21 protein-coding genes and 1 pseudogene are annotated in these 22,710 nt (G+C 68.9%); 5 read left to right on the plus strand and 17 right to left on the minus strand.

What is annotated here, in order from left to right; all coding sequences use genetic code 11:
- Positions 1-45: 45 nt before the first annotated feature.
- Genes fabA through fabI form a run of 3 tightly spaced genes read left to right on the plus strand, consistent with a single transcriptional unit; the run spans position 46 to position 2,716 of the window.
- Entirely contained in the window at positions 46-579 is a 534-nt protein-coding gene (gene fabA, locus O5O54_RS15340) for a 3-hydroxyacyl-[acyl-carrier-protein] dehydratase FabA (protein ID WP_279482697.1), read from the plus strand.
- A gap of 57 nt (positions 580-636) precedes the next feature.
- Positions 637-1,860 carry a beta-ketoacyl-ACP synthase I gene (gene fabB / locus O5O54_RS15345; protein WP_279482698.1) on the plus strand — a complete coding sequence of 408 codons (1,224 nt, stop codon included), beginning with the start codon at positions 637-639 and terminating at the stop codon, positions 1,858-1,860.
- A 13-nt stretch (positions 1,861-1,873) separates the two neighbouring features.
- The gene (gene fabI / locus O5O54_RS15350) at positions 1,874-2,716 is read left to right on the plus strand and encodes an enoyl-ACP reductase FabI (protein WP_279482699.1); all 843 of its coding nucleotides are present in this window, start codon (positions 1,874-1,876) and stop codon (positions 2,714-2,716) included.
- A 6-nt stretch (positions 2,717-2,722) separates the two neighbouring features.
- Here fabI and O5O54_RS15355 read toward each other — a convergent pair whose 3' ends face one another.
- Both O5O54_RS15355 and O5O54_RS15360 read right to left on the minus strand, forming a co-directional pair.
- Positions 2,723-3,376: an HAD family phosphatase gene (locus O5O54_RS15355; RefSeq protein WP_279482700.1), complete on the minus strand. Its 654-nt coding sequence runs from the start codon at positions 3,374-3,376 to the stop codon at positions 2,723-2,725.
- On the minus strand, positions 3,376-4,068 hold the full coding sequence (locus O5O54_RS15360) for an alpha/beta hydrolase (protein ID WP_279482701.1): 693 nt from the start codon (positions 4,066-4,068) through the stop codon (positions 3,376-3,378). The genes O5O54_RS15355 and O5O54_RS15360 overlap by 1 nt, the downstream gene beginning before the upstream one ends.
- Before the next feature lie 143 nt (positions 4,069-4,211).
- On the opposite strand from O5O54_RS15360, the gene O5O54_RS15365 reads away from it, so the two are divergent.
- Positions 4,212-5,264 carry an aldo/keto reductase gene (locus tag O5O54_RS15365; RefSeq protein ID WP_279482702.1) on the plus strand — a complete coding sequence of 351 codons (1,053 nt, stop codon included), beginning with the start codon at positions 4,212-4,214 and terminating at the stop codon, positions 5,262-5,264.
- A gap of 2 nt (positions 5,265-5,266) precedes the next feature.
- On the opposite strand, the gene O5O54_RS15370 is transcribed toward O5O54_RS15365, so the two are convergent.
- Positions 5,267-5,731, minus strand: coding sequence for a MarR family transcriptional regulator (locus O5O54_RS15370; protein ID WP_279482703.1), 465 nt, complete (start codon positions 5,729-5,731; stop codon positions 5,267-5,269).
- Between the two features lie 122 nt (positions 5,732-5,853).
- Between O5O54_RS15370 and O5O54_RS15375 the strand changes: the two genes are divergently transcribed.
- Complete coding sequence (locus O5O54_RS15375) at positions 5,854-6,282, plus strand: organic hydroperoxide resistance protein (RefSeq protein WP_279482704.1); 429 nt, start codon at positions 5,854-5,856, stop codon at positions 6,280-6,282.
- 126 nt (positions 6,283-6,408) lie between these two features.
- Here O5O54_RS15375 and pnp read toward each other — a convergent pair whose 3' ends face one another.
- The 14 genes and pseudogenes from pnp to O5O54_RS15440 all read right to left on the minus strand — a co-directional run bounded on the left by pnp (position 6,409) and on the right by O5O54_RS15440 (position 22,706).
- Entirely contained in the window at positions 6,409-8,547 is a 2,139-nt protein-coding gene (pnp, locus tag O5O54_RS15380; protein ID WP_279482705.1) for a polyribonucleotide nucleotidyltransferase, read from the minus strand.
- Between the two features lie 321 nt (positions 8,548-8,868).
- Complete coding sequence (gene rpsO, locus O5O54_RS15385; protein ID WP_279482706.1) at positions 8,869-9,138, minus strand: 30S ribosomal protein S15; 270 nt, start codon at positions 9,136-9,138, stop codon at positions 8,869-8,871.
- Positions 9,139-9,296: 158 nt separating this feature from the next.
- Positions 9,297-10,283 (minus strand): tRNA pseudouridine(55) synthase TruB, encoded by a 987-nt coding sequence (truB, locus tag O5O54_RS15390; RefSeq protein WP_279482707.1) that lies wholly within the window; start codon positions 10,281-10,283, stop codon positions 9,297-9,299.
- Positions 10,283-10,702, minus strand: coding sequence for a 30S ribosome-binding factor RbfA (gene rbfA, locus O5O54_RS15395; RefSeq protein WP_279482708.1), 420 nt, complete (start codon positions 10,700-10,702; stop codon positions 10,283-10,285). Before rbfA ends, truB begins: the two co-directional genes overlap by 1 nt.
- Positions 10,703-10,827: 125 nt before the next feature.
- Positions 10,828-13,809 carry a translation initiation factor IF-2 gene (infB, locus tag O5O54_RS15400; RefSeq protein WP_407061717.1) on the minus strand — a complete coding sequence of 994 codons (2,982 nt, stop codon included), beginning with the start codon at positions 13,807-13,809 and terminating at the stop codon, positions 10,828-10,830.
- 123 nt (positions 13,810-13,932) lie between these two features.
- Positions 13,933-14,085, minus strand: a pseudogene (locus O5O54_RS22380) (translation initiation factor IF-2 associated domain-containing protein); the annotation flags it as partial.
- Between the two features lie 98 nt (positions 14,086-14,183).
- On the minus strand, positions 14,184-14,855 hold the full coding sequence (locus tag O5O54_RS15405) for an RNA-binding protein (protein ID WP_279482710.1): 672 nt from the start codon (positions 14,853-14,855) through the stop codon (positions 14,184-14,186).
- An 8-nt stretch (positions 14,856-14,863) separates the two neighbouring features.
- Positions 14,864-16,453, minus strand: coding sequence for a transcription termination factor NusA (gene nusA, locus O5O54_RS15410; protein ID WP_279482711.1), 1,590 nt, complete (start codon positions 16,451-16,453; stop codon positions 14,864-14,866).
- 96 nt (positions 16,454-16,549) lie between these two features.
- Positions 16,550-17,152 (minus strand): ribosome maturation factor RimP, encoded by a 603-nt coding sequence (gene rimP / locus O5O54_RS15415; protein WP_279482712.1) that lies wholly within the window; start codon positions 17,150-17,152, stop codon positions 16,550-16,552.
- A 221-nt stretch (positions 17,153-17,373) separates the two neighbouring features.
- On the minus strand, positions 17,374-18,087 hold the full coding sequence (locus O5O54_RS15420; protein ID WP_279482713.1) for a tRNA (guanine(46)-N(7))-methyltransferase TrmB: 714 nt from the start codon (positions 18,085-18,087) through the stop codon (positions 17,374-17,376).
- Complete coding sequence (gene metK / locus O5O54_RS15425) at positions 18,077-19,285, minus strand: methionine adenosyltransferase (protein ID WP_279482714.1); 1,209 nt, start codon at positions 19,283-19,285, stop codon at positions 18,077-18,079. Before metK ends, O5O54_RS15420 begins: the two co-directional genes overlap by 11 nt.
- A 104-nt stretch (positions 19,286-19,389) precedes the next feature.
- The gene (locus O5O54_RS15430) at positions 19,390-19,815 is read right to left on the minus strand and encodes a helix-turn-helix domain-containing protein (RefSeq protein WP_279482715.1); all 426 of its coding nucleotides are present in this window, start codon (positions 19,813-19,815) and stop codon (positions 19,390-19,392) included.
- 142 nt (positions 19,816-19,957) lie between these two features.
- Complete coding sequence (gene lnt, locus O5O54_RS15435) at positions 19,958-21,529, minus strand: apolipoprotein N-acyltransferase (RefSeq protein WP_279482716.1); 1,572 nt, start codon at positions 21,527-21,529, stop codon at positions 19,958-19,960.
- Between the two features lie 136 nt (positions 21,530-21,665).
- Positions 21,666-22,706, minus strand: coding sequence for a hemolysin family protein (locus O5O54_RS15440; protein WP_279482717.1), 1,041 nt, complete (start codon positions 22,704-22,706; stop codon positions 21,666-21,668).
- Positions 22,707-22,710: the final 4 nt, after the last annotated feature.

Genomic DNA, 22,710 nt, shown 5'->3' on the forward strand with positions numbered 1-22,710 from the left:
GATTTGAAACGGTGGCCCTTCGCCGTTTCGCAACCGGACGGATCGATGGACACGGTGAAGACCCATTTCGGCAAGGACGAGATTCTGGCTTGCGGCCGGGGCGAGCTCTTCGGCGCGGGCAACGCGCAGCTTCCCCTGCCTCCGATGCTGATGTTCGACCGCATCACCGAGGTGACCACCGACGGCGGCGAGTTCGGCAAAGGGTCGATCCGCGCCGAGTTCGACGTCAACCCCGACCTCTGGTTCTTCGCCTGCCATTTCCAGGGCGACCCGGTCATGCCCGGCTGCCTCGGCCTCGACGCGCTGTGGCAGCTCACGGGCTTCTATCTCGGCTGGCTGGGCGAGCCGGGCCGCGGCCGGGCGCTCGGCGTCGGCGAGGTCAAGTTCACCGGCCAGGTGACCCCGAAGGTCAAGCTGGTCGAGTACGGCGTCGATTTTCGACGCGTCATGCGCTCCAAGCTGAAGCTCGGGATCGCGGAAGGCTGGATGAAGGCCGACGGCGTCGTCATCTATCAGGCCAGCAACCTGCGGGTCGGCCTGTTCCAGGACGAGCAGCCGGGCGAAGCGGTCGGCGGCTGAGCCGACCGTTCATTGGATAGGACGAAGGGTCCAGGGACCTTGGAAGGGAGTTTGGCCATGCGGCGCGTCGTCGTGACCGGAATGGGCATCGTGTCCTCGATCGGCAACGATCTGAACGAGGTCACGGCCTCGCTGCGCGAGGCGAAGTCCGGGATTTCCTTCTCGCAGGACTTTGCCGACAACGGCTTCCGCTGCCGCGTCTGGGGCAAGCCCGAGCTCGACGTGTCCGAGCTGGTGGACCGGCGCGCCATGCGCTTTCTCAGCCAGGGCGGCGCCTGGAACCACGTGGCCATGAAACAGGCGATCGCCGACTCGGGGCTTCCCGAGAGCGACGTGTCCGGCAACGAGCGCACCGGCATCATCATGGGCTCCGGCGGCCCCTCGACGCGCACGCTGATCGAGGCCGCCGACATCACCCGCAAGAACAACAGCCCCAAGCGCATCGGCCCCTTCGCGGTGCCGAAAGCCATGTCCTCGACGGCCTCCGCCACGCTCGCGACCTGGTTCAAGATCCACGGCGTCAACTACTCGATCTCGTCCGCCTGCTCGACCTCGGCGCACTGCATCGGCAACGCCGCCGAGATGATCCAGTGGGGCAAGCAGGACGTCATGTTCGCCGGCGGCCACGAGGACCTCGACTGGACCATGTCGAACCTCTTCGACGCCATGGGCGCCATGTCCTCGGACTTCAACGACCGGCCGGCGGTCGCCTCGCGCGCCTACGACAAGAACCGCGACGGCTTCGTGATCGCGGGCGGTGCCGGCGTGGTCGTGCTGGAGGAATACGAGCGGGCGAAGGCGCGCGGCGCCAAGATCTACGCCGAGCTCGTCGGCTACGGCGCGACCTCGGACGGCTACGACATGGTGGCCCCGTCCGGCGAGGGCGCGGTGCGCTGCATGCGCCAGGCGCTCTCGACGGTGAAGGGCCGGGTCGACTACGTCAACACGCACGGCACCTCGACGCCGGTCGGCGATTCCAAGGAGATCGGCGCCATCCGCGAGGTGTTCGGCGACGACATGCCCCACATCCAGTCCACCAAGTCGCTCACCGGCCATTCCCTGGGCGCGGCGGGCGCGCAGGAGGCGATCTACTCGCTCCTGATGATGCAGGCCGGGTTCGTCGGCGAGAGCGCCCATATCGAGGAGCTCGACCCCGAATTCGAGGGCGTGCCGATCGTGCGAAAGCGCATCGACGATGCGAAGATCGACATAGCCCTGTCGAACTCCTTCGGCTTCGGCGGCACCAACGCCACGCTCGTGTTCCAGCGCGTCGGCGCCTGAGAAAGTCTGTTTGATGACCGGACTGATGACGGGCAAGCGCGGCCTCGTGATGGGCGTCGCCAACCACAACTCGATCGCCTGGGGCGCGGCGCGCTCGCTCGCGGCGCAAGGGGCCGAAATCGCCTTCAGCTACCAGGGCGAGGCCTTCGGCAAGCGGCTGCGCCCGCTCGCCGCCGAGATCGGCTCCACCCTTCTGGTCGATTGCGACGTCGAGGACATCGCCTCGGTCGACCGGCTCTTCGCCACGCTGGAGCGGGAATGGGGCCGGATCGACTTCGTCGTCCATGCCATCGGCTTCTCCGACAAGAACGAGCTGAAGGGCCTCTACGCCGACACGACGCGCGAGAACTTCACGCGCACCATGGTGATCTCCTGCTTCTCCTTCACGGAGATCGCCAAGCGCGCGGCCGCCATGATGAACGAGGGCGGCTCCATGGTGACGCTGACCTATGGCGGGTCGATGCGCGTCATGCCGAACTACAACGTGATGGGCGTCGCCAAGGCCGCGTTGGAAGCCTCGGTGCGCTATCTCGCCGCCGACTTCGGCCCGCGCGACATCCGCGTCAACGCCGTCTCGGCGGGTCCGCTCCGCACGCTCGCGGGCGCCGGCGTCTCCGACGCGCGCCTGATGCTGAACTACCAGCGCCGCAATTCGCCGATGCGCCGCAACGTAACGCACGAGGAGGTCGGCAACTCGACGCTCTACCTCCTGTCGGACCTGTCCAAGGGCGTCACCGGCGAGATCCACTATGTTGATGCCGGCTACAACATCATGTCGATGCCGGCGCTGGACGAGCTGAAGGCGCAGGAGCGCCGGGCCGAAATGGCCGGCGAGACGGATCCCGCCTCGGTCTGACGATCTTCAAAGCGTTTTGAGCCGGGTGCCGATCTCCGCCATGGAGTTCGACACCCAGTCGGCTCCGGCGTGGAGCAAGCGCTCGGCGGCCTCCGGCCCGGCGTGGCTCGCGCCCACATAGCCGACGGCCAGCATGCCGGCGGCCTTGGCCGCCTCGATGCCGAAGCGCGAATCCTCGATCACCACGCAGCGCGCGGGCTCGGCGCCCATGCGCGCGCTCGCATGGAGGAAGAGATCGGGCGCCGGCTTGCCGCGCCGGACCTCCCAGGCCGAGAACACGGCATCCTCCGCGAAGAACCGCCGCAGGCCCGTCACCTCCAGGCTGAGCGCGATCCGCTCGGGATGCGACGAGGAGGCGACGCAGCGGCGAAGGGGAGAGGCTTCGAGGAGTCCGACCACGCCGTCGCTCGCGCGCAGCCTTTCGCGAAACAGGGCGGCCGTCGCCGGCCAGAGCTCGGCGTCGGCGCCGGGTGGCAGGGTCCTGCCCGTCGCGCGGGCCAGCGCCGCCAGCCCATCCGCCGCCTTCATGCCGACCACCGTCGAAAACAGCTCCGCCGAGACCTCGATCCCGTGCGACCGGTGAAGCGCGCGCAGGGCCTCGCCCGCCAGCGTCTCGCTGTCGACAAGAACGCCGTCGCAGTCGAAGACGACGAGGTCCATCACCCGTCGGCGCGCACAAAGCGGGCGCGGATCGCCGTGGCGACGCGCATGGGCGTCTCGAGGCTCGGCAGGTGGCCGCATTCCTCGAGGAGGACGAACTCGGCGTCCGGCATGGCCCCCGCCATGGCGCGCCCGGCCTCCGGCGCGGAGAACGTGTCGGCTTCGCCCCAGATCAGAAGCGAGGCGCAGGACAGGCGCGGCAGGTCGCCCACCCGGTCGGGCCGCGTCATCAGCGCCTCGTTCTGCGCCAGAAGGCGGTCGATGCCGGCGCGCGCCGCCATGGCGCGAAACACGTCCGCCGCCTCCTGACCACGGCCTTCCGGCTCGAACACGATGGCGCGCGCCATCTCTTCCAGCATCTCCGCTCCGCCGTCGGCCTCGATCGCGGCGCGCCGCCGGTCGAAGGGCTCGCGGCTCGCCGCCGCCTGCGGCGCGGCGCCCATGACGATCAGCCCTCTCGCCTGACCTAAAGCGGCCATGGCCGCCTCGCGCGCGACATGCCCACCGAACGAGGTTCCGGCGACGACGAACGGCTTGCCCTCCGCCGCGTCGATGACCTCGCGCGCGCAGGCCGCCATGTCGGGCGCGGCGGGAACCACCACGCGACAGTCGAAATCCGGACGCAGGAGCGGGATCAGCGTCTCGTAGAGATCGCCGTCGCAGGCAAAGGCGGGCACGAGGATCAGGCGCATGACGGCTCCGGTCTGCGATGTGTCCGGCCCCATGTAGGGCACGGCCATGAGGATGCGATGACGGTCCGTCGCGTTGCGGCAAGGCGGTCGCGGCAGTATGGAGAGCGCGAACGCACCCTTCCGATTCCCACCCAGGATCCATCATGCAGCAACGACCGCTCGGGCGCACCGACCTGCGCGTCAGCCGGATCTGCCTCGGCACCATGACCTTCGGCGAGCAGAACACGGAAGCGGAAGCGCATCAACAGCTCGACCGCGCGATCGAGCGCGGCGTCAACTTCCTGGACGCGGCCGAGCTCTACCCGATTCCGCCCAAGGCCGAGACGCAGGGGCACACGGAGCGCTTCATCGGCTCGTGGCTGAAGGCGCGGGGCAACCGCGACCGGATGGTGATCGCGACCAAGGTGGTCGGACGCACCGCGATGACCTGGTTCCGGCAGGACGGGTCGGAGCCCCGCCTCGACCGGCGCAACGTGACCGAAGCGGTGGAAGGCTCGCTCCGCCGGCTCGGCGTGGACTGCATCGATCTCTACCAGATCCACTGGCCGGACCGCCCGACGCCCGGCTTCGGCTCGGTCCCGAGCCGCTGGTCGACGCCGGAGGCGGTGGCCGACGAGGTGGCGATCGAAGAGACCGCCGTCGTGTTCGCCGACCTCGTGGCGGACGGCAAGATCCGGCACGCCGGGCTTTCCAACGAAAGCGCCTGGGGCACCATGCGCTGGCTAGCCTTGGCCGAGCGGGGCGACGCGCCGCGCATGGCCAGCATCCAGAACGCCTACAACCTCCTGAACCGAACCTTCGAGAGCGCTCAGGCCGAGATCGCGCTGCGGGAAGGCGTCGGCCTTCTCGCCTATTCGCCCCTCGCCCAGGGATATCTCACCGGCAAATATGCGGGCGGCGCCCTGCCCGCGGGCTCGCGGAAGGCGCTCTTCGACCGCCTCCAGCGCTACGAGAAGCCCGGCACGGCCGAGGCGGTCGATGCCTATGTCGCGCTCGCCCGCGAGTTCGGCCTGGCGCCCGCGACCTTCGCCAACGCCTTCGTACTGGCCCAGCCCTTCGTCACCGCATCGATTATCGGCGCCACCACGATGGCGCAGCTCGACGAATGCCTCGCCGCCGAGGACGTCGCCTGGACGGCCGAGATGCAGACGGCCGTGGACGCCCTGCACCAGCGCTTCGGCAACCCGGCCCCCTGACCTCAGCGCCGGGGCGGCGCGTCGTCGTCCCGGCCGGCCACGGCCTCGCGAAGGGCTCGCGCGTCCGCCGTCATCTGTCGCAGCCGCTCCGTCGAAAGGCCGGTGGCCTCGATCAGCGCCTTTCCGAGGCAGGCGCTGCGATCGGCCAGAGCCCTCCCCTCCTCCGTCAGCCGGACGATTACCTGGCGCCCGTCCGCCGGGTCGCGCTCGCGCGTCACGAAGCCGGCGTTCGACAGGCGCGTGACAAGCGGCGTCACGGTGCTAGCCTCCAGGTCGAGGCGCGCCGCGAGGTCTCCGACCCGCAGCGCATCGCCTTCCCAAAGCGCGGCCAGCGCCAGATACTGCGGATAGGTGATGCCCCATTCGTCCAGGATCGGCTTGTAGAGCCGCCCGATGGCCATGGAGGCTCCGTAGAGCGCGAAGCAGAGGTGATCGTCGAGGGGGAGCGGCGGAGTGGCGCGCGCCATGGATGACCTCCCGGTCCGGTTGCAAAATTCCTTATCACGACAAGTTTCCGCTGGACAGCGATTTTGGCTTTCTCTAGAAACTGATTATCGCGATAACGAGTTGCGAACCCAAGGAGAGACAGATGCCTGTCGACGTGATCTACAAGACCAGCGCGACTGCAACCGGCGGCGGCCGCGACGGCCATGCCCGCTCTGATGATGGCGCGGTGGACGTGAACCTCGTCGTTCCCAAGGAAATGGGCGGCCCGGGCGGCGTGGGTGCCAACCCGGAGAAGCTCTTCGCGGCCGGCTATTCCGCCTGCTTCCTCGGCGCCATGCGCGCCGTCTCGTCCAAGGTCGGCGTCAAGGTTCCGGCCGACGCGACGGTGAACGCCGAGGTCGGCTTCGGCCCGCGCTCGGAAGGCGGCTACGGCATCACGGCGGATCTCACCATCACGCTGCCCGGCGTCGACCGCGCCGATGCGCAGAAGCTGGTCGAGACCGCCCACCAGGTCTGCCCCTATTCCAACGCGACCCGCAACAATCTCGACGTCGGCCTGACCATCGTCTGACCGACTCCACCGGAAACAGGAAAAGGCCCCGGCGGATCGTCCGCCGGGGCCTTCTTCGTAGGTGGATCCCGGAACGAAGAAGGGCGACCGGAAGGCCGCCCTCTTCATGCTTGCCGGAGGCGACGCTTACTCGGCGTCGTCTTCCTTGGCGGGCTTCTTGATCTCCTCGCCGGTCGCCTGATCGACTACCTTCATGGACAGGCGGACCTTGCCGCGCTCGTCGAAGCCCATGAGCTTGACCCAGACCTTCTGGCCTTCCTTGACCACGTCCTGCGTCTTCTGGACGCGGTCGGCGGCCAGCTGCGAGATGTGGACGAGGCCGTCGCGCGAGCCGAAGAAGTTCACGAAGGCGCCGAACTCGACGCACTTCACCACCGTGCCCTCGTAGATCTCGCCGACTTCCGGCTCGGCCACGATGGAGTGGATCCACTTCTTGGCGGCCTCGATCTCCTTGCCCGAGGACGAGGCGATCTTCACGGTGCCGTCGTCCTCGATGTTGATCTTGGCGCCGGTCTTCTCGACGATCTCGCGGATCACCTTGCCGCCCGAGCCGATCACGTCGCGGATCTTGTCGGTCGGGATCTGCATGACCTCGATGCGCGGCGCGAACTCGCCGAGCTCGGCACGGGCCGAGCCGAGGGCCTTGTTCATTTCGCCGAGAATGTGCTCGCGGCCGCCCTTGGCCTGCTCGAGGGCGATCTTCATGATCTCCTCGGTGATGCCCTGGATCTTGATGTCCATCTGGAGCGAGGTGATGCCCCGGTCGGTGCCGGCCACCTTGAAGTCCATGTCGCCGAGGTGGTCCTCGTCGCCGAGGATGTCGGACAGGACCGCGAAGCGCTCACCCTCGAGGATGAGGCCCATTGCGATGCCCGCCACCGGACGCTGCAGCGGAACGCCCGCGTCCATCAGCGCCAGCGAGGTGCCGCAGACGGTCGCCATGGAGGACGAACCGTTGGACTCCGTCACCTCGGACACGGCGCGGATCGTGTAGGGGAAGGCTTCCTTGGCCGGCAGCATCGGACGGATGGCGCGCCAGGCGAGCTTGCCGTGGCCGATCTCGCGGCGGCCGGGCGAGCCCATGCGGCCCGTCTCGCCGACCGAGTAGGGCGGGAAGTTGTAGTGAAGGAGGAAGGTCTCCTTGTAGGTGCCGGTCAGCGAGTCGACATACTGCTCGTCCTCGCCGGTGCCGAGCGTCGCCACCACGAGGGCCTGCGTCTCGCCGCGCGTGAAGAGCGCCGAGCCGTGGGTGCGCGGCAGGATGCCGGCCTCGGCGACGATCGCGCGCACGGTGGACAGGTCGCGCCCGTCGATGCGGCTCTTGGTGTCGAGGATGTTCCAGCGCACGATCTTGGCCTGGAGTTCCTTGAAGACCGCGCCGACCTCTTCCTTGGAGAACTTCGTCTCCGTCGCGCCCTCGGGCAGGAAGTGCGCCATCACCTTCGCCTTGACGGCGTCGACGGCGGCGTAGCGGGCCTGCTTGTCGGTGTTCTTGTAGGCGTCGCGCAGCTCGCCCTCGGCGATCGAGAGCATCTCGCCTTCCAGCGCCGAGTGGTCGGGCACGTTGTGCTCGCGCGGCTCCTTGGCGGCGTGCTCGGCAAGCTTGATGATCGCCTCGATCACCGGCTGGAAGCCCTTGTGGCCGAACATGACGGCGCCGAGCATGGTCTCTTCGTCGAGCTCGTGGGCCTCCGACTCGACCATCAGCACGGCGTCCTGCGTGCCGGCGACGACGAGGTCGAGCTTGGACTCGGCCATCTCGTCGACATGCGGATTGAGCTTGTAGGCGCCATCGATGTAGCCGACGCGCGCGCCGCCGATCGGGCCCATGAAGGGCACGCCCGACAGCGTGAGCGCAGCCGAGGCGGCGACCATGGCGAGGACGTCCGGGTCGTTCTCGAGGTCATGCTGCAGGACGGTGACGACGACCTGCGTGTCGTTCTTGTAGCCTTCGGCGAAGAGCGGGCGGATCGGACGGTCGATGAGGCGGGAGACCAGCGTCTCCTTCTCGCTCGGACGCCCCTCGCGCTTGAAGTAGCCGCCCGGGATCTTGCCGGCCGCGAAGGCCTTTTCCTGGTAGTTGACGGTCAGCGGGAAGAAGTCGAAGCCGGGCTTCGGGGCCTTGGCCGAAACGACGGTGGCCAGAACGGCGGTCTCGCCGTAGGTGGCGAGCACGGCGCCGTCGGCCTGGCGGGCGATCTTGCCGGTCTCGAGGGTCAGCGTGCGGCCGGCCCACTCGATCTCGACCTTGTGCGTATTGAACATGCGATGTGCCTCATGGCTTGGCCGCGGGAGAGTGCGGCCGTTGCGGTTGGAAACGCGCATGGGCAAGACGGCGGGAGGCTTCCGGGCGAGGCGCGGCTCTGGGCAGCGGCGCTCGGGCACGATGGGTTCCCTCCGGGCTTTCAGCCCTCGGGATCATGCCGGGAAGCATCCGGCAATCCTGCCCCATGAGCGTTCGGCTCTCGGGCTCGGCTCCCTTCGGGACGCCGGCCGGGACAGGCTTTCCCCGCCGGGGCGGGACAAGCTGGATCGGTATGCGGACGCGGCGCCCAGGAGGTCCGGAGCGCCGCGCCGAAAGGTCTGTTAGCGGCGCAGGCCGAGGCGGCCGATGAGCGCCGTGTAGCGGTCTTCCTCGCGCTCCTTCAGGTAGTCGAGGAGGCGGCGACGCTGGGACACCATCTTGAGAAGGCCACGACGCGAGTGGTTGTCCTTCTTGTGGCCCTTGAAGTGTTCGGTCAGGTTGGCAATGCGCTCCGACAGAAGGGCGACCTGCACCTCGGGCGAGCCGGTGTCGCCTTCCTTGGTCGCGAATTCCTTCATGATCTCGGCCTTGCGCTCGAGCGTGATCGACATCGGATATCCCTTTCTTAAGGATTGGAGGGTTGGGACGCCCGGGCCAGGATGTCGTCCAGCCAGGGCCATGAGGCGTGTCCGGCGGAAAATGCCGGCCACGCGGGGCGGGTATAGGCGCATTCGCGGGCGAATGCCAGCCCGGAACGGCAGCGAGCCGTTCAGCCGCGTCCGCCGAAGACGCGCTTGGGATGGAACGAGCCCTGGTCGATCGAGCCGATCGCCACCAAGCGCCCGTGGCCGGTCGCATAGGCCTCGTCGCAGAAGGCAGGCGCGTCGCGCCCGCGCAGCAGCACCGGGTTGCCCGACAGGACGCGGCCCGCCTGATCGTCCGTCAGCGCCACCTCGTAGAGGTCGCTGAGCGCGGTGGCGGCGTCGAGCACGATCTCGTCCAGCGCGGTGAAGTCGGTGATGCGCGGACGGGCGCCCGACTCCACGGCCTCGGGGGTCAGGGTCTCCAGCCCCTCCTCCGCCGCGTCCATCAGTTCGTCCAGCGTGACCATGTCGTCCTCGTCGAACGAGCCCACCCGCACGCGGCGAAGTTCGGTGATGTGGCCGAAGCAGCCGAGGTCGCGGCCGAGATCGCGCGCGATGGCGCGGACATAGGTACCCTTGCCGCACTCCGCCTCGAAGGTCGTGGTCGAGGCGTCGGGCATCTCCACGATCGACAGACGGTGCACCGTGACGGTGCGCGCGGCGATCTCCACCGTCTCGCCGGCGCGGGCGAGGTCGTAGGCGCGCTCGCCCTCGATCTTGATGGCCGAGAAGGCGGGCGGCACCTGGGAAATCTCGCCGGTGTAGTTCGGGAGCAGCGCCTCGATGTCGGCGCGCGACGGCCGGCGGTCGGAGGCGTTCACCACCGGACCTTCCGTGTCGTCCGTCGTCGTCTCCGCGCCCCAGGACACGGTGAAGCGATAGGTCTTCTGTCCGTCCATCACGAAGGGAACGGTCTTGGTGGCGTCGCCAAGCGCGATCGGCAGCATGCCGGACGCCAGCGGGTCGAGCGTGCCGGCGTGGCCCGCCTTCTGGGCGAAGTAGAGCCACTTGATCTTCGAGACGGCCTCCGTGGACCCCATGCCCTTGGGCTTGTCGAAGATCACCCAGCCGGAAATCGGGCGCCCCTTCGGCTTCTTGCCGCGACGTGCCATCAGTTGTCTTCCTCGTCGTCTGCCGTCCCGCGCGTGTCGCGCAGGACCTCCGGCGAGCGCAGCAGCGCGTCGATCCGGGCATAGTTGTCGAAACTGTCGTCCTGCCGGAAGCGGACCTCCGGCATGTACTTCATCTGCCGCAGCGCCGGCGTCAGGCGTCCGCGCAGGAACCGCGCGTGGGCGTTGAGAGCCTTGACGAACGGGTCCATGTCCTCCTGCCCGAACACCGTCACATAGGCGGTGGCGAGCTTGAGGTCGGGGCTCATGCGCACTTCCGTGACGCTGATCACGGCATTTTCGAGGAGCGGATCGATGATCTCGCGCCGCTGCAGTGTTTCGGTCAGCGCGTGCCGCACCTTCTCCCCGACGGAGAGCTGTCGCTGCGAAGGCCCTTTCGGGCTGTTGGAATGCTTGGCCATGGCCGGTCGCTCCTAGGCGGAAACCCGCTGGTGTCCTCGTATGCGAACGCAATTGCAAAGCCCGGCGTTGCCGCCGGGCTTTGCATCGGTCCGGTGGAAAGGCCCTTCCGGGCCTTCCGCGGGGATCAGAGCGTGCGGGCGATGTGCTCCACGCGGAAGCACTCGATGACGTCGCCCTGGCGGATGTCGTCGTAGTTCTGGAAGGCCATGCCGCACTCTTGGCCGCCCGGCACTTCGGCGACTTCGTCCTTGAAGCGCTTGAGCGTCTTGAGCGTACCCTCGTGGATGACGACGCCGTCGCGGATGAGGCGCACGCCGGCACCGCGCTCGACCTTGCCTTCCGTGACGCGGCAACCCGCGACCTTGCCGACCTTGGTGATCTGGAAGACCTCCAGGATCTCGGCATTGCCGAGGAACGTCTCGCGGCGCTCCGGCGACAGGAGGCCCGACATCGCCTGCTTCACGTCATCCACGAGGTCGTAGATAATGTTGTAGTAGCGGATCTCGATGCCTTCCCGCTCGGAGAGCTGACGGGCCTGGGCGTTGGCACGCACGTTGAAGCCGATGATGGCGGCGTTCGACGTCGCGGCGAGCTGGACGTCCGACTCGGTGATGGCACCCGCGCCCGAATGGACGATGCGCGCCTGCACTTCCTCGGTGCCGAGCTTCTCCAGCGCCGTGGCGATCGCCTCGACCGAACCCTGCACGTCGCCCTTGATGACGAGCGGGAAGGTCTTGAGCCCCGAGGACTGGAGCTGGGTCATCATCTGCTCGAGCGAGCCGCGCTGGCCGGCCGACTTGGCCACCGCCTTCTCGCGGGTCAGGCGCTGGCGATACTCGGTGATCTCGCGCGCCTGGGCCTCGTCCTTCACCACGGCGAAGCGGTCGCCCGCCAGAGGGGTGCCCTGCATGCCGAGGATCTCGACCGGCATGGACGGGCCGGCTTCCTTGAGCTGCTTGCCCTGGTCGTTGACGAGGGCGCGCACGCGGCCCCACTGGTCGCCGGCCACGACGATGTCGCCCTGGCGCAGCGTGCCGGCCTGGACCAGCGCCGTCGCCACCGGACCGCGGCCGCGGTCGAGCTGGGCCTCGATCACGACACCCTCGGCGGTCCGCTCGGGATCCGCCTTGAGGTCGAGGATCTCGGCCTGCAGCAGGATGGCTTCCAGCAGCTTGTCGAGATTGGTGCCGTTCTTGGCCGAGACCTCGACGTCGAGAACCTCGCCGCCCATCGATTCCACGAAGACCTCGTGCTGCAGAAGCTGCGTGCGCACCTTCTGGGCGTCGGCCGCCGGCTTGTCGATCTTGTTGATCGCCACGATGATCGGCACGCCCGCCGCCTTGGCGTGGCTGATCGACTCGATGGTCTGCGGCATGACCGAGTCGTCGGCCGCCACCACGAGGATCGCGATGTCGGTCGCCTGGGCGCCGCGGGCGCGCATCGCCGTGAAGGCGGCGTGGCCCGGCGTGTCGATGAACGAGATCTTCTGACCGTTCTGCTCGACCTGGTAGGCGCCGATGTGCTGCGTGATGCCGCCGGCCTCGCCGGACACGACGTTGGTCTTGCGGATCGCGTCGAGCAGCGAGGTCTTGCCGTGGTCGACATGGCCCATGATCGTGACGACCGGCGGACGCGACACCAGCTTCTCCGGGTCGCTCGCGACGTCGAAGATGCCGGTCTCGACATCCGATTCCGCCACGCGGCGGACCGTATGGCCGAATTCGGAGGCGATGATCTCGGCGAGATCCGCGTCGATCACGTCGCCCGGCTTCATCATCTGCCCCTGAGCCATCAGGAACTTGATGACGTCCACGGCCCGCTCCGACATGCGGTTGGCGAGTTCCTGGATGGTGATGGTCTCGGGGATAATCACTTCGCGGGCAATCTTCTCGCGGGTCTGGTTCTGCTGCGAGCGCTTGAACTTCTCCTGGCGCCGACGCATCGACGACAGCGAACGTCCGCGCGCGTCCTCGTCGGACAAGGCACGCTCGACATTGACGCGGCCGGCGCCGCGACGGTCGTCGCCGGCACGGGCGCGGGTCGGCTTGGCGGCATCGGCCGCCGGGCCGCGAGCCGGACCACGGGCAGCGCCCGGACGGCGACGGTCGTCCTCGTCGTCGGCGCGCGTCTTCTTGGTCAGATCCGTGCGGCCGGCCGGGCGCAGGCCGAGACCGTCGTCAACCGGCGGCGGGCCGGGGATGACGTTGACATTGGCCTTGCCGCCGCTCGTGCGGGCGACCGGCTTGTTGGCGGCGCGGCGGGCCGCGTCCTCCTCGGCCTTCTTGCGGGCGGCGGCTTCGAGCTCGAGACGCGCGGCCTCCTCGGCCTGGCGGCGCTCAGATTCCTCGCGCTCCGCACGGCGACGCTCGTCCTCGGCAATGCGGCGCGCTTCCTCGATCTGGAACAGGCGCCGGTCCTCGGCCTCGCGCTGCTGCGCGAGGATCAGGGCGCGACGACGCGCGTCCATTTCCTTGGACGACAGGTCCGACAAGACGGCACCGCGCGGCTGGCGGGCACCGGGGGCGGCGGCCGCAGGCTGCGGTCCGCGGCGCTGGTCAGCCCCGCCCGGCTGGCCGGGACGGCTCGACTGCCCCGGCTGACTGGGACGCTGCCCGCTCGGCGCGCCGGGGCGGCCCGGCTGCGATCCGGCATAGCCCGGACGTGCCGGCTGGCCGGGGCGCTGGGCACCGGCCGGCCCACCGGTGGCCGGACGCGGCGCGGCGGGTGCCGCGGGGCGCGGAGCCGCCGTACCGGAAGCGGCCGGGCGCGGAGCCGAAGCCGTCGAAGCGGAGGAGGAGGAAGCCGCGGGTGCGGCGGTCGTGGCGGTATCGTTCAAGGACGGATTCGGTGCTTCGGAAACGGGAGGGGTCGACGGAACGGGAGCCTCGGCCGCGGGTGCGGCAGGAGCTTCGGCAACGGGGGCGGCCGGCTCGGGCGCCGGCGCGGCCTCGGCCGCAGGCGCGACGGGCTTGGCTTCGGCGGCAGGAGCGGCAGGCGCGGCCTCGGCGGCGGGCGCGGCCGGCGGCGTCGCGGGGCGGTCGGGCGCGACCGGGGCCTGCGGGTTCTTGGCCGCATGCTCCAGCGCCGCCAGCTGCGCCGGCGTCAGGGTCGGACGCGGCGCGGCCGGAGCCGGGGCCGCCGCGGCCGGAGCCGGCGCGGCGGGTGCCGCTGCGGGCTCGGCTGCCGCCGGCGCATCCTTGGCCGCTTCGCCGGGGACCGAGAACTTGCGCTTCTTGGTCTCGACGACGACGCTCTTGGTCCGCCCGTGCGAGAAGTTCTGCCGCACCACCGACTGCGAGACGTTGCCGCTCGGCTTCAGGGAGAGGGTCTTCTTCGGGGTGACGCTCAGCGTCTTGTCGTCGCCGGATTTCGTATCGCTCATTTACGCTTCCGCTTCCTGCGCGGGTCTTTTCTCCCGCGCCACTATCCGTGCCTAGAGCATTTCGCAACCGTGCTCTGCCGTTGATCTTAATTGTGGCGTCACGAGACCGGCTCGCCGGTCTCCGTTTCGTTCGTCGCCCGGGCGCTGTCGCCCCGGTATGTCGTCAGCGCCTCGAGGCGCTCGATCAGGGCCGCTCCAGCTCCACCGGGCAGGATGGCCGCGTGTATCACATTCTGGTCGCCCATGGCCAAACCGATTTCGGCCGCCGTGAGCGTCAGATAGGCCGACACCGGCCGGGAGCCTGTCTCGAAGGCCCGCGCATGCCGCGCGCCGTCGAGCTTTCGTACCCCGTCCGCCGCCCCGTCCGAGGCGTGAAGGACCGCCAGCGCCTTGCCCGAGCGCAGGGCCGCATCGACCTTGGCGGCGCCCGTGGTCAGTTGCCCGGCCTTGCGGGCGAGGGCGAGCGCCCCCGTCGCCGAGCGCATCAGGAGCGCGTCCACGTCGTCCGCCAGCGTCTCGACGCCCGCAAGCTCGCGCTTCAGCGCGCGCGGCAGGAGCTTTCGCTTCAGCGCCGTCTCCACCGCGGAGCGGCGCCCCTCGATATGAGCGCCCCGCCCCGGCAGGCGACGCTTGAGGTCCGGCACGACCCGTCCGTCGGGGCCGGCGACGAAGCGGATCAGGGCGTCGGCCGGCAGCGAGCGGCGCGACACGATGCACATGCGTCCGTTCATCACCGCCTCCTCCAGTTCCCTGTCCTCGTCGCCGTCCATTCGTCTCCTCAGGCCTCTTCGGCCTCTTCGTCGGCCTCGACCGCCGGCTCCTCGGCCTCGACCCAGCCCGCCATGACGCGGGCCTGCATGATCATCGCCTCGGCCTGCTGGCGGCTCACCTCGAAGGCGGAAAGCGCGCCGGTGAACTTCTTGGTCTCGCCGTCCTTGCGCTCGGTCCAGCCGACGAGATCGTCGGCCGCGCAGCCCGCGAAGTCCTCGACGCTCTTCACACCGTCCTCGCCGAGCGCCACCAGCATGGCGGTGGTCAGCCCGTCGATCTGGCGCAGGCCGTCCTCGACGCCGAGCGCGCGGCGCTTCTCGTCGAGCTCGTTCTCGCGCTGGTCCAAGAACTCCTTGGCGCGGTTCTGGATCTCGGCCGCCGTGTCCTCGTCGAAGCCTTCGATCGCAGCGACCTCGGAACTGTCGACATAGGCGACTTCCTCGACACTCGCGAAACCTTCGGAGGCGAGGAGCTGGCCGACCATCTCGTCGACGTTCAGCGCCTCCATGAAGAGGGCGGAGCGCTCGACGAACTCCTTCTGGCGCCGCTCGGACTCCTCCTGCTCGGTCAGGATGTCGATGTCCCAGCCGGTGAGCTGCGAGGCGAGGCGAACGTTCTGGCCGCGACGGCCGATCGCAAGGCTTAGCTGGTCATCCGGCACCACGACTTCAATGCGCTCGGCGTCCTCGTCGAGCACCACTTTCGCGACTTCCGCCGGCTGCAGTGCGTTGACGAGGAAGGATGCCGCATCCGGCGACCAGGGAATGATGTCGATCTTCTCGCCCTGCAGCTCGCCGACGACGGCCTGGACTCTGGAGCCGCGCATGCCAACGCAGGCGCCGACCGGATCAACCGACGAATCGCGGCTGACCACGGCGATCTTGGCGCGCGAGCCGGGATCGCGGGCGACCGCCTTGATCTCGATGATGCCGTCGTAAATCTCCGGCACTTCCATGGTGAAGAGCTTCGCCATGAACTGCGGATGGGTGCGCGAGAGGAAGATCTGAGGCCCGCGCTGCTCGCGGCGCACGTCGTAGACGAAGGCGCGCACGCGATCGCCGTAGCGGAAGAGTTCGCGCGGGATCTGCTCGTCGCGACGGATGATGCCCTCGCCCTTGCCGAGATCGACGATCACGTTGCCGTACTCGACGCGCTTCACCGTGCCGTTGACGATCTCGTTCACCCGGCCGATGAACTCCTCGTACTGCTTGTCGCGCTCGGCCTCGCGCACCTTCTGAACGATCACTTGCTTCGCCGACTGGGCGGCGATGCGCCCGAACTCCATCGGCGGAAGCTGCTCGGCGATGAAGTCGCCGGGCTCCGCGTCGGGGTTCTTGTCGCGGGCGAGATCGAGATAGATCTGCGTCGCCGGGTCCTCGACCTCCTCGACCACTTCGAGAAGCCGCTGCAGCTTCATCTCGCCGGTCTTGGTGTTGATGTCGACGCGGATGTTGGTCTCCTGGCCGTAGCGCGAGCGCGCGGCCTTCTGGATGGCGTCGGCCATCGCGGCGATCACGATCTCCCGATCGATCGACTTCTCGCGCGCCACGGCATCCGCGATCTGCAGAAGCTCGAGCCTGTTCGCACTGACTGCCATGTTCACGTCTCCTGTCGAAAGCCGCCGGGCGCCCTGCGCTCCGGCCCTCCGGGAAGGGAAGCCCGGCGCGTGACGCGCCCGCCTCCCGTCGTCACATCAATGCGCGGTCGGCGCACCGGCTCCGTCGAAATCGTCGTCTTCTAGGGGCAGGCCCCGCGCCTTGCGGGCGGCCTTGTCGGCCTTCAGCGAGGCGGCGATCAGGTCGTCGGTAAGGATCAGCCGCGCCTCGGCCAGGGAGTCGAACGGGATCTCGACCACGCGCTCCTCGCCTTCCGTGGCGCCGTCGCGATCCAGCGTGAAGCCCTCGTCAGACACGCTGAGGATCCGCCCGCGAAACCGCTTGCGGTTGGCCACGAGACGGTTGGTCTCCAGCTTGATGAGCTGCCCGGCCCAAGCCTGGAAGTCGCCGATCCGCACCAGCGGGCGGTCGATGCCGGGCGAGGAGATCTCGAGATGATAGGCCCGGTCGAGCGGATCCTCGACGTCCAGCACCGGCGAGATGCCGCGCGACACCGCCTCGCAGTCCTCGACGCTCATCGTGCCGTCCGGCCGCTCCGCCATGATCTGCAGCGTGGTGCCGTTGAGGGCCGACACCCGGATCCGCACCAGGCGGTAGCCGAGCTGCTCGATCACCGGCTCCAGAAGCGTGGCGATGCGGGCTTCGAGCCCTTGTTCGATGATGATGCGCTTGTCCGTCACGAAGTCTCCGGCTGTGCCTCGGGGCCGCTCCGATGCGGCCTGGCCTGCGTCGATCGCCGGGTCCTTTGCCAGGGCCATGCCCCTAACAAAAAAGAGCGGGACCGGGAGGACCCACTCTCACGATCGCATCGCAGAGAATTTGAAGCCCATATACATCCGCAGAGCCGGGATGGCAAGGCAAGACGCCTTTTCCACAAGCGGCGGCGCCCGCCTATCCGGGGTCAGAGCTTCACGAAGGTGAGATAGGCGCCCTTGCGACCCTCGCGATGTGCCTTGGCCTCGTAGCGCGTGCCCGGCCAGCCCTCGTAGGGCGTGTGCCAGTCGGACGGGCCGTCCGCCTGCCAGCGGAAGGCGGGATGGTCGCGCAGATGCTGGAGCGTCCAGTCGACATAGGTCTCGATGTCGGAGGCGAAGCGGAAACGCGCGCCGGGCTTCATGACGCGCGCCATGCGCTCCAGCGTGCGCGCGTTGACGAAGCGGCGCTTCCAGTGTTTCCGCTTCGGCCAGGGGTCGGGATAGAAAAGGTCGATCCCCGCCAACGACGCGTCCGGCAGCCAGTCGAGCAGCAGCGTCGCGTCGTCGCCGAAGAGACGCAGGTTGTCACGCGGCTCGTCCTCCAAGGCCACCAGCATCTTGGCCATGGAGTTGACGAAGGGCTCGACGCCGATGAAGCCCGTCGCGGGGTGGCGGCCCGATTCGAGGTGAAGGTGCTCGCCGCCGCCGAAGCCGATCTCCAGCCGCACAGCCTCGACCGGCGCGCGAAACAGCGTGCGTAGGTCGGCGGGCGCGGGCTGGCCGAGGTCGAGCCCGAGCGCGGGCAGCGCCTCGCGCAGGAGCCCGGCCTGAAGCGGGCGCAGCGTCTTGCCGCGCGAGCGTCCGAAGAAGTTCTCCCGGACGCGCGCGCGAGGACCGTTCGTGCGGCGCTCAGCGGCCAAGTTTCGCCTTCAGCTTGGAGACGAGGTCGGTCCGCTCCCAGGAGAAGGAGCCGTCGCGGCCGGGCTTGCGGCCGAAATGGCCGTAGGCCGAGGTCTTGGCGTAGATCGGGCGCGCGAGATCCAGGTGCTCGCGAATGCCGCGCGGCGTCAGGTCCATGAGCTCGCACAGCGCCTTTTCCAGCGCCGCCTCGTCCACCGAGCCGCTGTCGTGGAGGTCGACATAGACCGAGACCGGCTCGGCGACGCCGATGGCGTAGGAGAGCTGGATCGTGCAGCGGTCGGCGAGCCCCGCCGCCACGACGTTCTTGGCGAGATAGCGCGCGGCATAGGCGGCCGAGCGGTCCACCTTGGTCGGGTCCTTGCCCGAGAAGGCGCCGCCGCCGTGGGGTGCCGCGCCGCCATAGGTGTCGACGATGATCTTGCGGCCCGTCAGGCCGGCGTCGCCGTCCGGCCCGCCGATCACGAACTTGCCCGTCGGGTTGACGTGCCAGACGCACGCCTCCTCGATCGGCAGGCCGCTCGTCGCCTCGCGGATGAAGGGCTCGACGATGCGTCGCACGTCGGCGGAGGTAAGGGTCTCGTCCACGTGCTGGGTCGAGAGCACGATGGAGGAGATCGAGACCGGCTTGCGGTCCTTGTAGCGGACGGTCACCTGGCTCTTGGCGTCGGGACCGAGCACGCCCGCGCCGCCCTCGCCCGACCGGCGCGCCTCGGACAGGCGCTCCAGGATCTTGTGGGCGTAGAAGATCGGAGCCGGCATCAGCTCGGCCGTCTCGCGGCAGGCGTAGCCGAACATGATGCCCTGGTCGCCGGCTCCTTCGGTGTTCTTCGAGCCGGCATCGACGCCCTGTGCGATGTCTGCCGACTGCTCGTGCAGGAGCACGTCGATCTTGGCGGTCTTCCAGTGGAAGCCGTCCTGCTCGTAGCCGATCGCCTTCACCGCGCGGCGGGCGGCCGAGCGAACCTTGGAGCGCAGCTTGGCCGAATCGAGCGGCGTGCGGACCTCGCCGGCGATCACGATGCGGTTGGTGGTGGCCAGCGTCTCGCAGGCAACACGCAGAGCCCAAGCGTCGACACCCGCCTTACGCGCCTCGCGGTACAGTAGGTCCAGGACCTCGTCGGAGATCCGGTCGCACACCTTGTCGGGATGGCCTTCAGCCACGCTTTCGGAGGTGAAGAAGTACTCGCCGCTGCGCATCCGTCTTGGGTCTCTCAGTTCTGGGGATCGTCGATCGGGGCCGCCGTCCTTAACAGGGGCACTCCGTTGCGCAAGGCTTTTCTCGCAAGGCGAGAGTCCGGCCGCTACTTGGATTCGGCCGTTTCCGCCTCGGTTTCGGCGAGCGAGCGGACCAGTTCCACGATCCGGCGCCGGATCTTGGGGTCCTGGATCCGGCCGAAGGCGCGGTTGAGCTGGATGCTTTCCGCGGACACGGGATAGTCGTTCACGAACTCAGCATCGGCCTCGCGCAGGCCGGCCGGCTGGGCGCCCTCGCCCTGGTATCCTTCGAAGAAGAAGGACACGGGAACCTGCAGCACCTCCGCGATCTTCTGCAGGCGGCTGGCGCCGACGCGGTTGGTCCCCTTCTCGTATTTCTGGACCTGCTGAAAGGTCACGCCGAGGGCTTCGCCGAGCTTTTCCTGGCTGGTTCCCATCATCGTGCGCCGAAACCGCACCCGCGCGCCGACATGGACGTCGACGGGATTCGGTTTCTTGCTTTCAACGGCCATATCGTCCTGTCCCTCGCAAGTCCCGCGCCAAGACGGGCAGGCGACGCCGATGCAGCCCCCGCCGATCGACCCTCATAGTCAGATTCCGTTATCTAGATGATACGACTTATCCGGGCAATCGCCGAGACGGAACGGCATAATCTCAACGCACACGGCCCGATCGAATCGACGTCACGACGCCGACGAGAGCGAAAAGACCGAGGAATGCGGCGAAGACAAGATCGCCGAGGCGTGCATAGACGGTTGGCGGCCCGGCCAAGGGCAGAGCAGCGTCCACCGTGCCCTCCGCGCCGAGCACCAGCCCGGCCACCGGCCGGCCGACGCTGTCGGTGACGACGGAGATTCCCGTATTGGCGGCGCGGACCAGGGGCAGGCCGAAGCTCGCCGCCGTCATCTGCGCCTGGCGCATGTGCTGGTAGGGGCCGGGCGTCATCCCGTACCAGGCGTCGTTCGTGACGTTGAGAAGGAAGTCGGGGCGGGTCTGCAGGTCGTTCAGGAGTTCGCCCGGGAAGATCGCCTCGTAGCAGATCAGCGGCAGGAAGCTCGGCCCCCCCTCGCCCGCCCGCATCACGCGGCGCGAGGCGCCGGCGGAGAAACCGCCGGGAAGCTGCGTGAGCTGGGTGATGCCGAAGCTTTCCAGGAGGTCCTGGAAAGGCAGGTATTCGCCGAAGGGCACGAGATGCAGCTTGTCGCCGGCATCGCGAACGACGCCGTTGCCGTCGATCACGTAGAGCGAATTGTAGAAGCGCGCCGTGGGGCTCGACGTCTCGCCCTCGACGCGGGTCGCGCCGGCCAGGAGCGTGTCGGCCTCGCCCAACGTGTCGGCGAGCCGCGTCACCGCGTCCGGGCGGTCGGTCAGGATGAAGGGAAAGGCGGATTCGGGCCAGACCACCAGCCGACGCGCGCCCGCCGCCGCCGGCTCGCCGCCGGCGGTGAGCGACAGGAGCTTGGCGAAGTTGCGCTCCTCCTCCGCCGGGTCCCATTTCTCCGACTGGAGAATGCCTGGCTGAACGATGCGCAACGCCACGTCCGGCACGCTGCCGTCGGGCGCCTGCGACAGGCGCCAGAAGCCGTAGCCGGCATGCGCGGCCAGGAGCACGAGGCCGAAGGCGACGACGGCCCCGCGGCCGCGTGTCCTGCCCGCCATGAGCGCCGGCAGGCAGAAGACGAAGACGGAAAGGAGCGTCAGGCCGTGCAGGCCGACGACCGACAGGCTGCCCATGAGAGCGGGCACGGGCGCCGCGATGGCGCCGAGCTCGTTCCAGGTGAAGCCGGTGAGGAGCGTGCCGCGCAGCCATTCGAATCCGGCGAACGAGGCCGCGAGGGCGAAGAGGCGCCCGACGCCGTCGCTCCAGAAGAGCCGCGCGATCGCTGCGGCGAGACCGTGGTAGATCGCCAGGACCATGGGCAGGCCGAGGACCGCCAGCGGCAGCGCCCAGAGGAAGGCGTTTCCGCCCGCCAGCACCGCCGCCCCGAGCCACCAGAGGCCGCCGAGGAAATAGCCGAAGCCGAAGCACCAGCCGATGCGAAATGCTGGCAGCGAGCGCCCGACCAAGCCCGCGCCCGGTCGACCGCTCGCCCCGTCGAGCAGCCAGACGAGAACGGGAAAGGCGAGGAAGCCGACGGCGGGAACGTTGACCGGCGCAAGCCCCAGGGTCGCGACGAGGCCGGCGAGACACGCCAGGGCCGCCCGCCGCCAGCCGTGAAGAAGCATGATTCGTCCGGCCAGTCGTTCCAACGCGCTCGCCCCTCTCCTCCCCGGCACGGCCGGGCGTATCGTCCGTCCCGCGGACGCACCCTTCCATGCTCGTAAGTCTCGGGACTTTCGCGAAACCTGCCGCCCCGGCCGGTCAGTTGCCGAGGATCGCGTCCGCCCCTTCCGGGAAGCGCACGATGCGCAGCCGCTTCACCCGGCGCGGATCGGCCTCCAGCACCTCGATCTCGAAGCCCGGCACCGCCTCCACGACCTCGCCGGGCGCCGGCATGCGTCCGAGCGCGTTGACCACGAGACCGCCGATCGTGTCGGCGTCCTCCTCGTGCCCGCTGGTGTCGAAGTCGGTCCCGACCACGCTGCGCACGTCGTCGAGATCGGCGCGGCCGTCGGCGTAGAACACGCCGTCGCCGGCATGGCTCACCAGAGCTTCCTCGTCGTCGTGCTCGTCCTCGATGTCGCCCACCACCATCTCGAGGATATCTTCCAGCGACACAAGCCCGTCGGTGCCGCCGTACTCGTCGATGACGAGCGCCATCTGGATGTGGCTCGCCTGCATGCGCTGCATCAGCTCGGCCGCGTGCATGGATGGCGGCACGAACAGGATCTGCCGGAGGAGACCGAGATCGGCGAGGCTGTGGCCGAGATCGACGCGGCCGAGGTCGAGGCTGGAGCGCACCGGGCCGTCGGGCTCGGCAACCGTGTGGCCGAAGCACAGGGCGGCGCGGGTCAGGTGCCCGACCACGTCGCGGATGTGGACCATGCCGAGCGGATCGTCGAGGCCGTCGCCGTAGACCGGCATGCGCGAATGGCCCGTTTCCTCGAAACGCGCCATGAGTTCGCCGAGCGTGGCCGTGGCGGAAATGCCCTGGATCTCCGTCCTCGGCACCATCACGTCCTCCACACGCACGTCGTGGAGCTGGAGGATGTTGTTGAGGAGCAGCCGCTCGTTGGAGGTGAAGCCGGAGGCTTCGGTCTCGGGCCGGGTCAGCGCCTCGGCGATCTCCTCGCGCAGCGAATGGGAGACGCGCGGCCGGAGGAAGGCGACGAGCGACTCCAGGAAGCCCGGCTCGGCCGGCGCCTCGCGGCCCGGCCGCGGCCTGCGACTTCGCGCCTCTTGCGGGGTCTCCGACGAGACGGCCTCGTGGCCGACCTCGTCGCCGTAGGGGGGCAAGCTCATGTGG

Origin of the sequence: Aureimonas sp. SK2, from assembly GCF_029813115.1 — a bacterium.
In the GTDB taxonomy this organism is placed as follows: Bacteria; Pseudomonadota; Alphaproteobacteria; order Rhizobiales; family Rhizobiaceae; genus Aureimonas.

Coding starts and splice junctions, on each gene's coding strand:
- fabA (WP_279482697.1), top strand. CDS start 46: ATGGACACGGTGAAGACCCATTTCGGCAAGGACGAGATTCTGGCTTGC.
- fabB (WP_279482698.1), top strand. CDS start 637: ATGCGGCGCGTCGTCGTGACCGGAATGGGCATCGTGTCCTCGATCGGC.
- fabI (WP_279482699.1), top strand. CDS start 1,874: ATGACCGGACTGATGACGGGCAAGCGCGGCCTCGTGATGGGCGTCGCC.
- O5O54_RS15355 (WP_279482700.1), bottom strand. CDS start 3,376: ATGGACCTCGTCGTCTTCGACTGCGACGGCGTTCTTGTCGACAGCGAG.
- O5O54_RS15360 (WP_279482701.1), bottom strand. CDS start 4,068: ATGCGCCTGATCCTCGTGCCCGCCTTTGCCTGCGACGGCGATCTCTAC.
- O5O54_RS15365 (WP_279482702.1), top strand. CDS start 4,212: ATGCAGCAACGACCGCTCGGGCGCACCGACCTGCGCGTCAGCCGGATC.
- O5O54_RS15370 (WP_279482703.1), bottom strand. CDS start 5,731: ATGGCGCGCGCCACTCCGCCGCTCCCCCTCGACGATCACCTCTGCTTC.
- O5O54_RS15375 (WP_279482704.1), top strand. CDS start 5,854: ATGCCTGTCGACGTGATCTACAAGACCAGCGCGACTGCAACCGGCGGC.
- pnp (WP_279482705.1), bottom strand. CDS start 8,547: ATGTTCAATACGCACAAGGTCGAGATCGAGTGGGCCGGCCGCACGCTG.
- rpsO (WP_279482706.1), bottom strand. CDS start 9,138: ATGTCGATCACGCTCGAGCGCAAGGCCGAGATCATGAAGGAATTCGCG.
- truB (WP_279482707.1), bottom strand. CDS start 10,283: ATGGCACGTCGCGGCAAGAAGCCGAAGGGGCGCCCGATTTCCGGCTGG.
- rbfA (WP_279482708.1), bottom strand. CDS start 10,702: ATGGCCAAGCATTCCAACAGCCCGAAAGGGCCTTCGCAGCGACAGCTC.
- O5O54_RS15405 (WP_279482710.1), bottom strand. CDS start 14,855: ATGGACGGCGACGAGGACAGGGAACTGGAGGAGGCGGTGATGAACGGA.
- nusA (WP_279482711.1), bottom strand. CDS start 16,453: ATGGCAGTCAGTGCGAACAGGCTCGAGCTTCTGCAGATCGCGGATGCC.
- metK (WP_279482714.1), bottom strand. CDS start 19,285: ATGCGCAGCGGCGAGTACTTCTTCACCTCCGAAAGCGTGGCTGAAGGC.
- O5O54_RS15430 (WP_279482715.1), bottom strand. CDS start 19,815: ATGGCCGTTGAAAGCAAGAAACCGAATCCCGTCGACGTCCATGTCGGC.
- lnt (WP_279482716.1), bottom strand. CDS start 21,529: ATGCTTCTTCACGGCTGGCGGCGGGCGGCCCTGGCGTGTCTCGCCGGC.
- O5O54_RS15440 (WP_279482717.1), bottom strand. CDS start 22,706: ATGAGCTTGCCCCCCTACGGCGACGAGGTCGGCCACGAGGCCGTCTCG.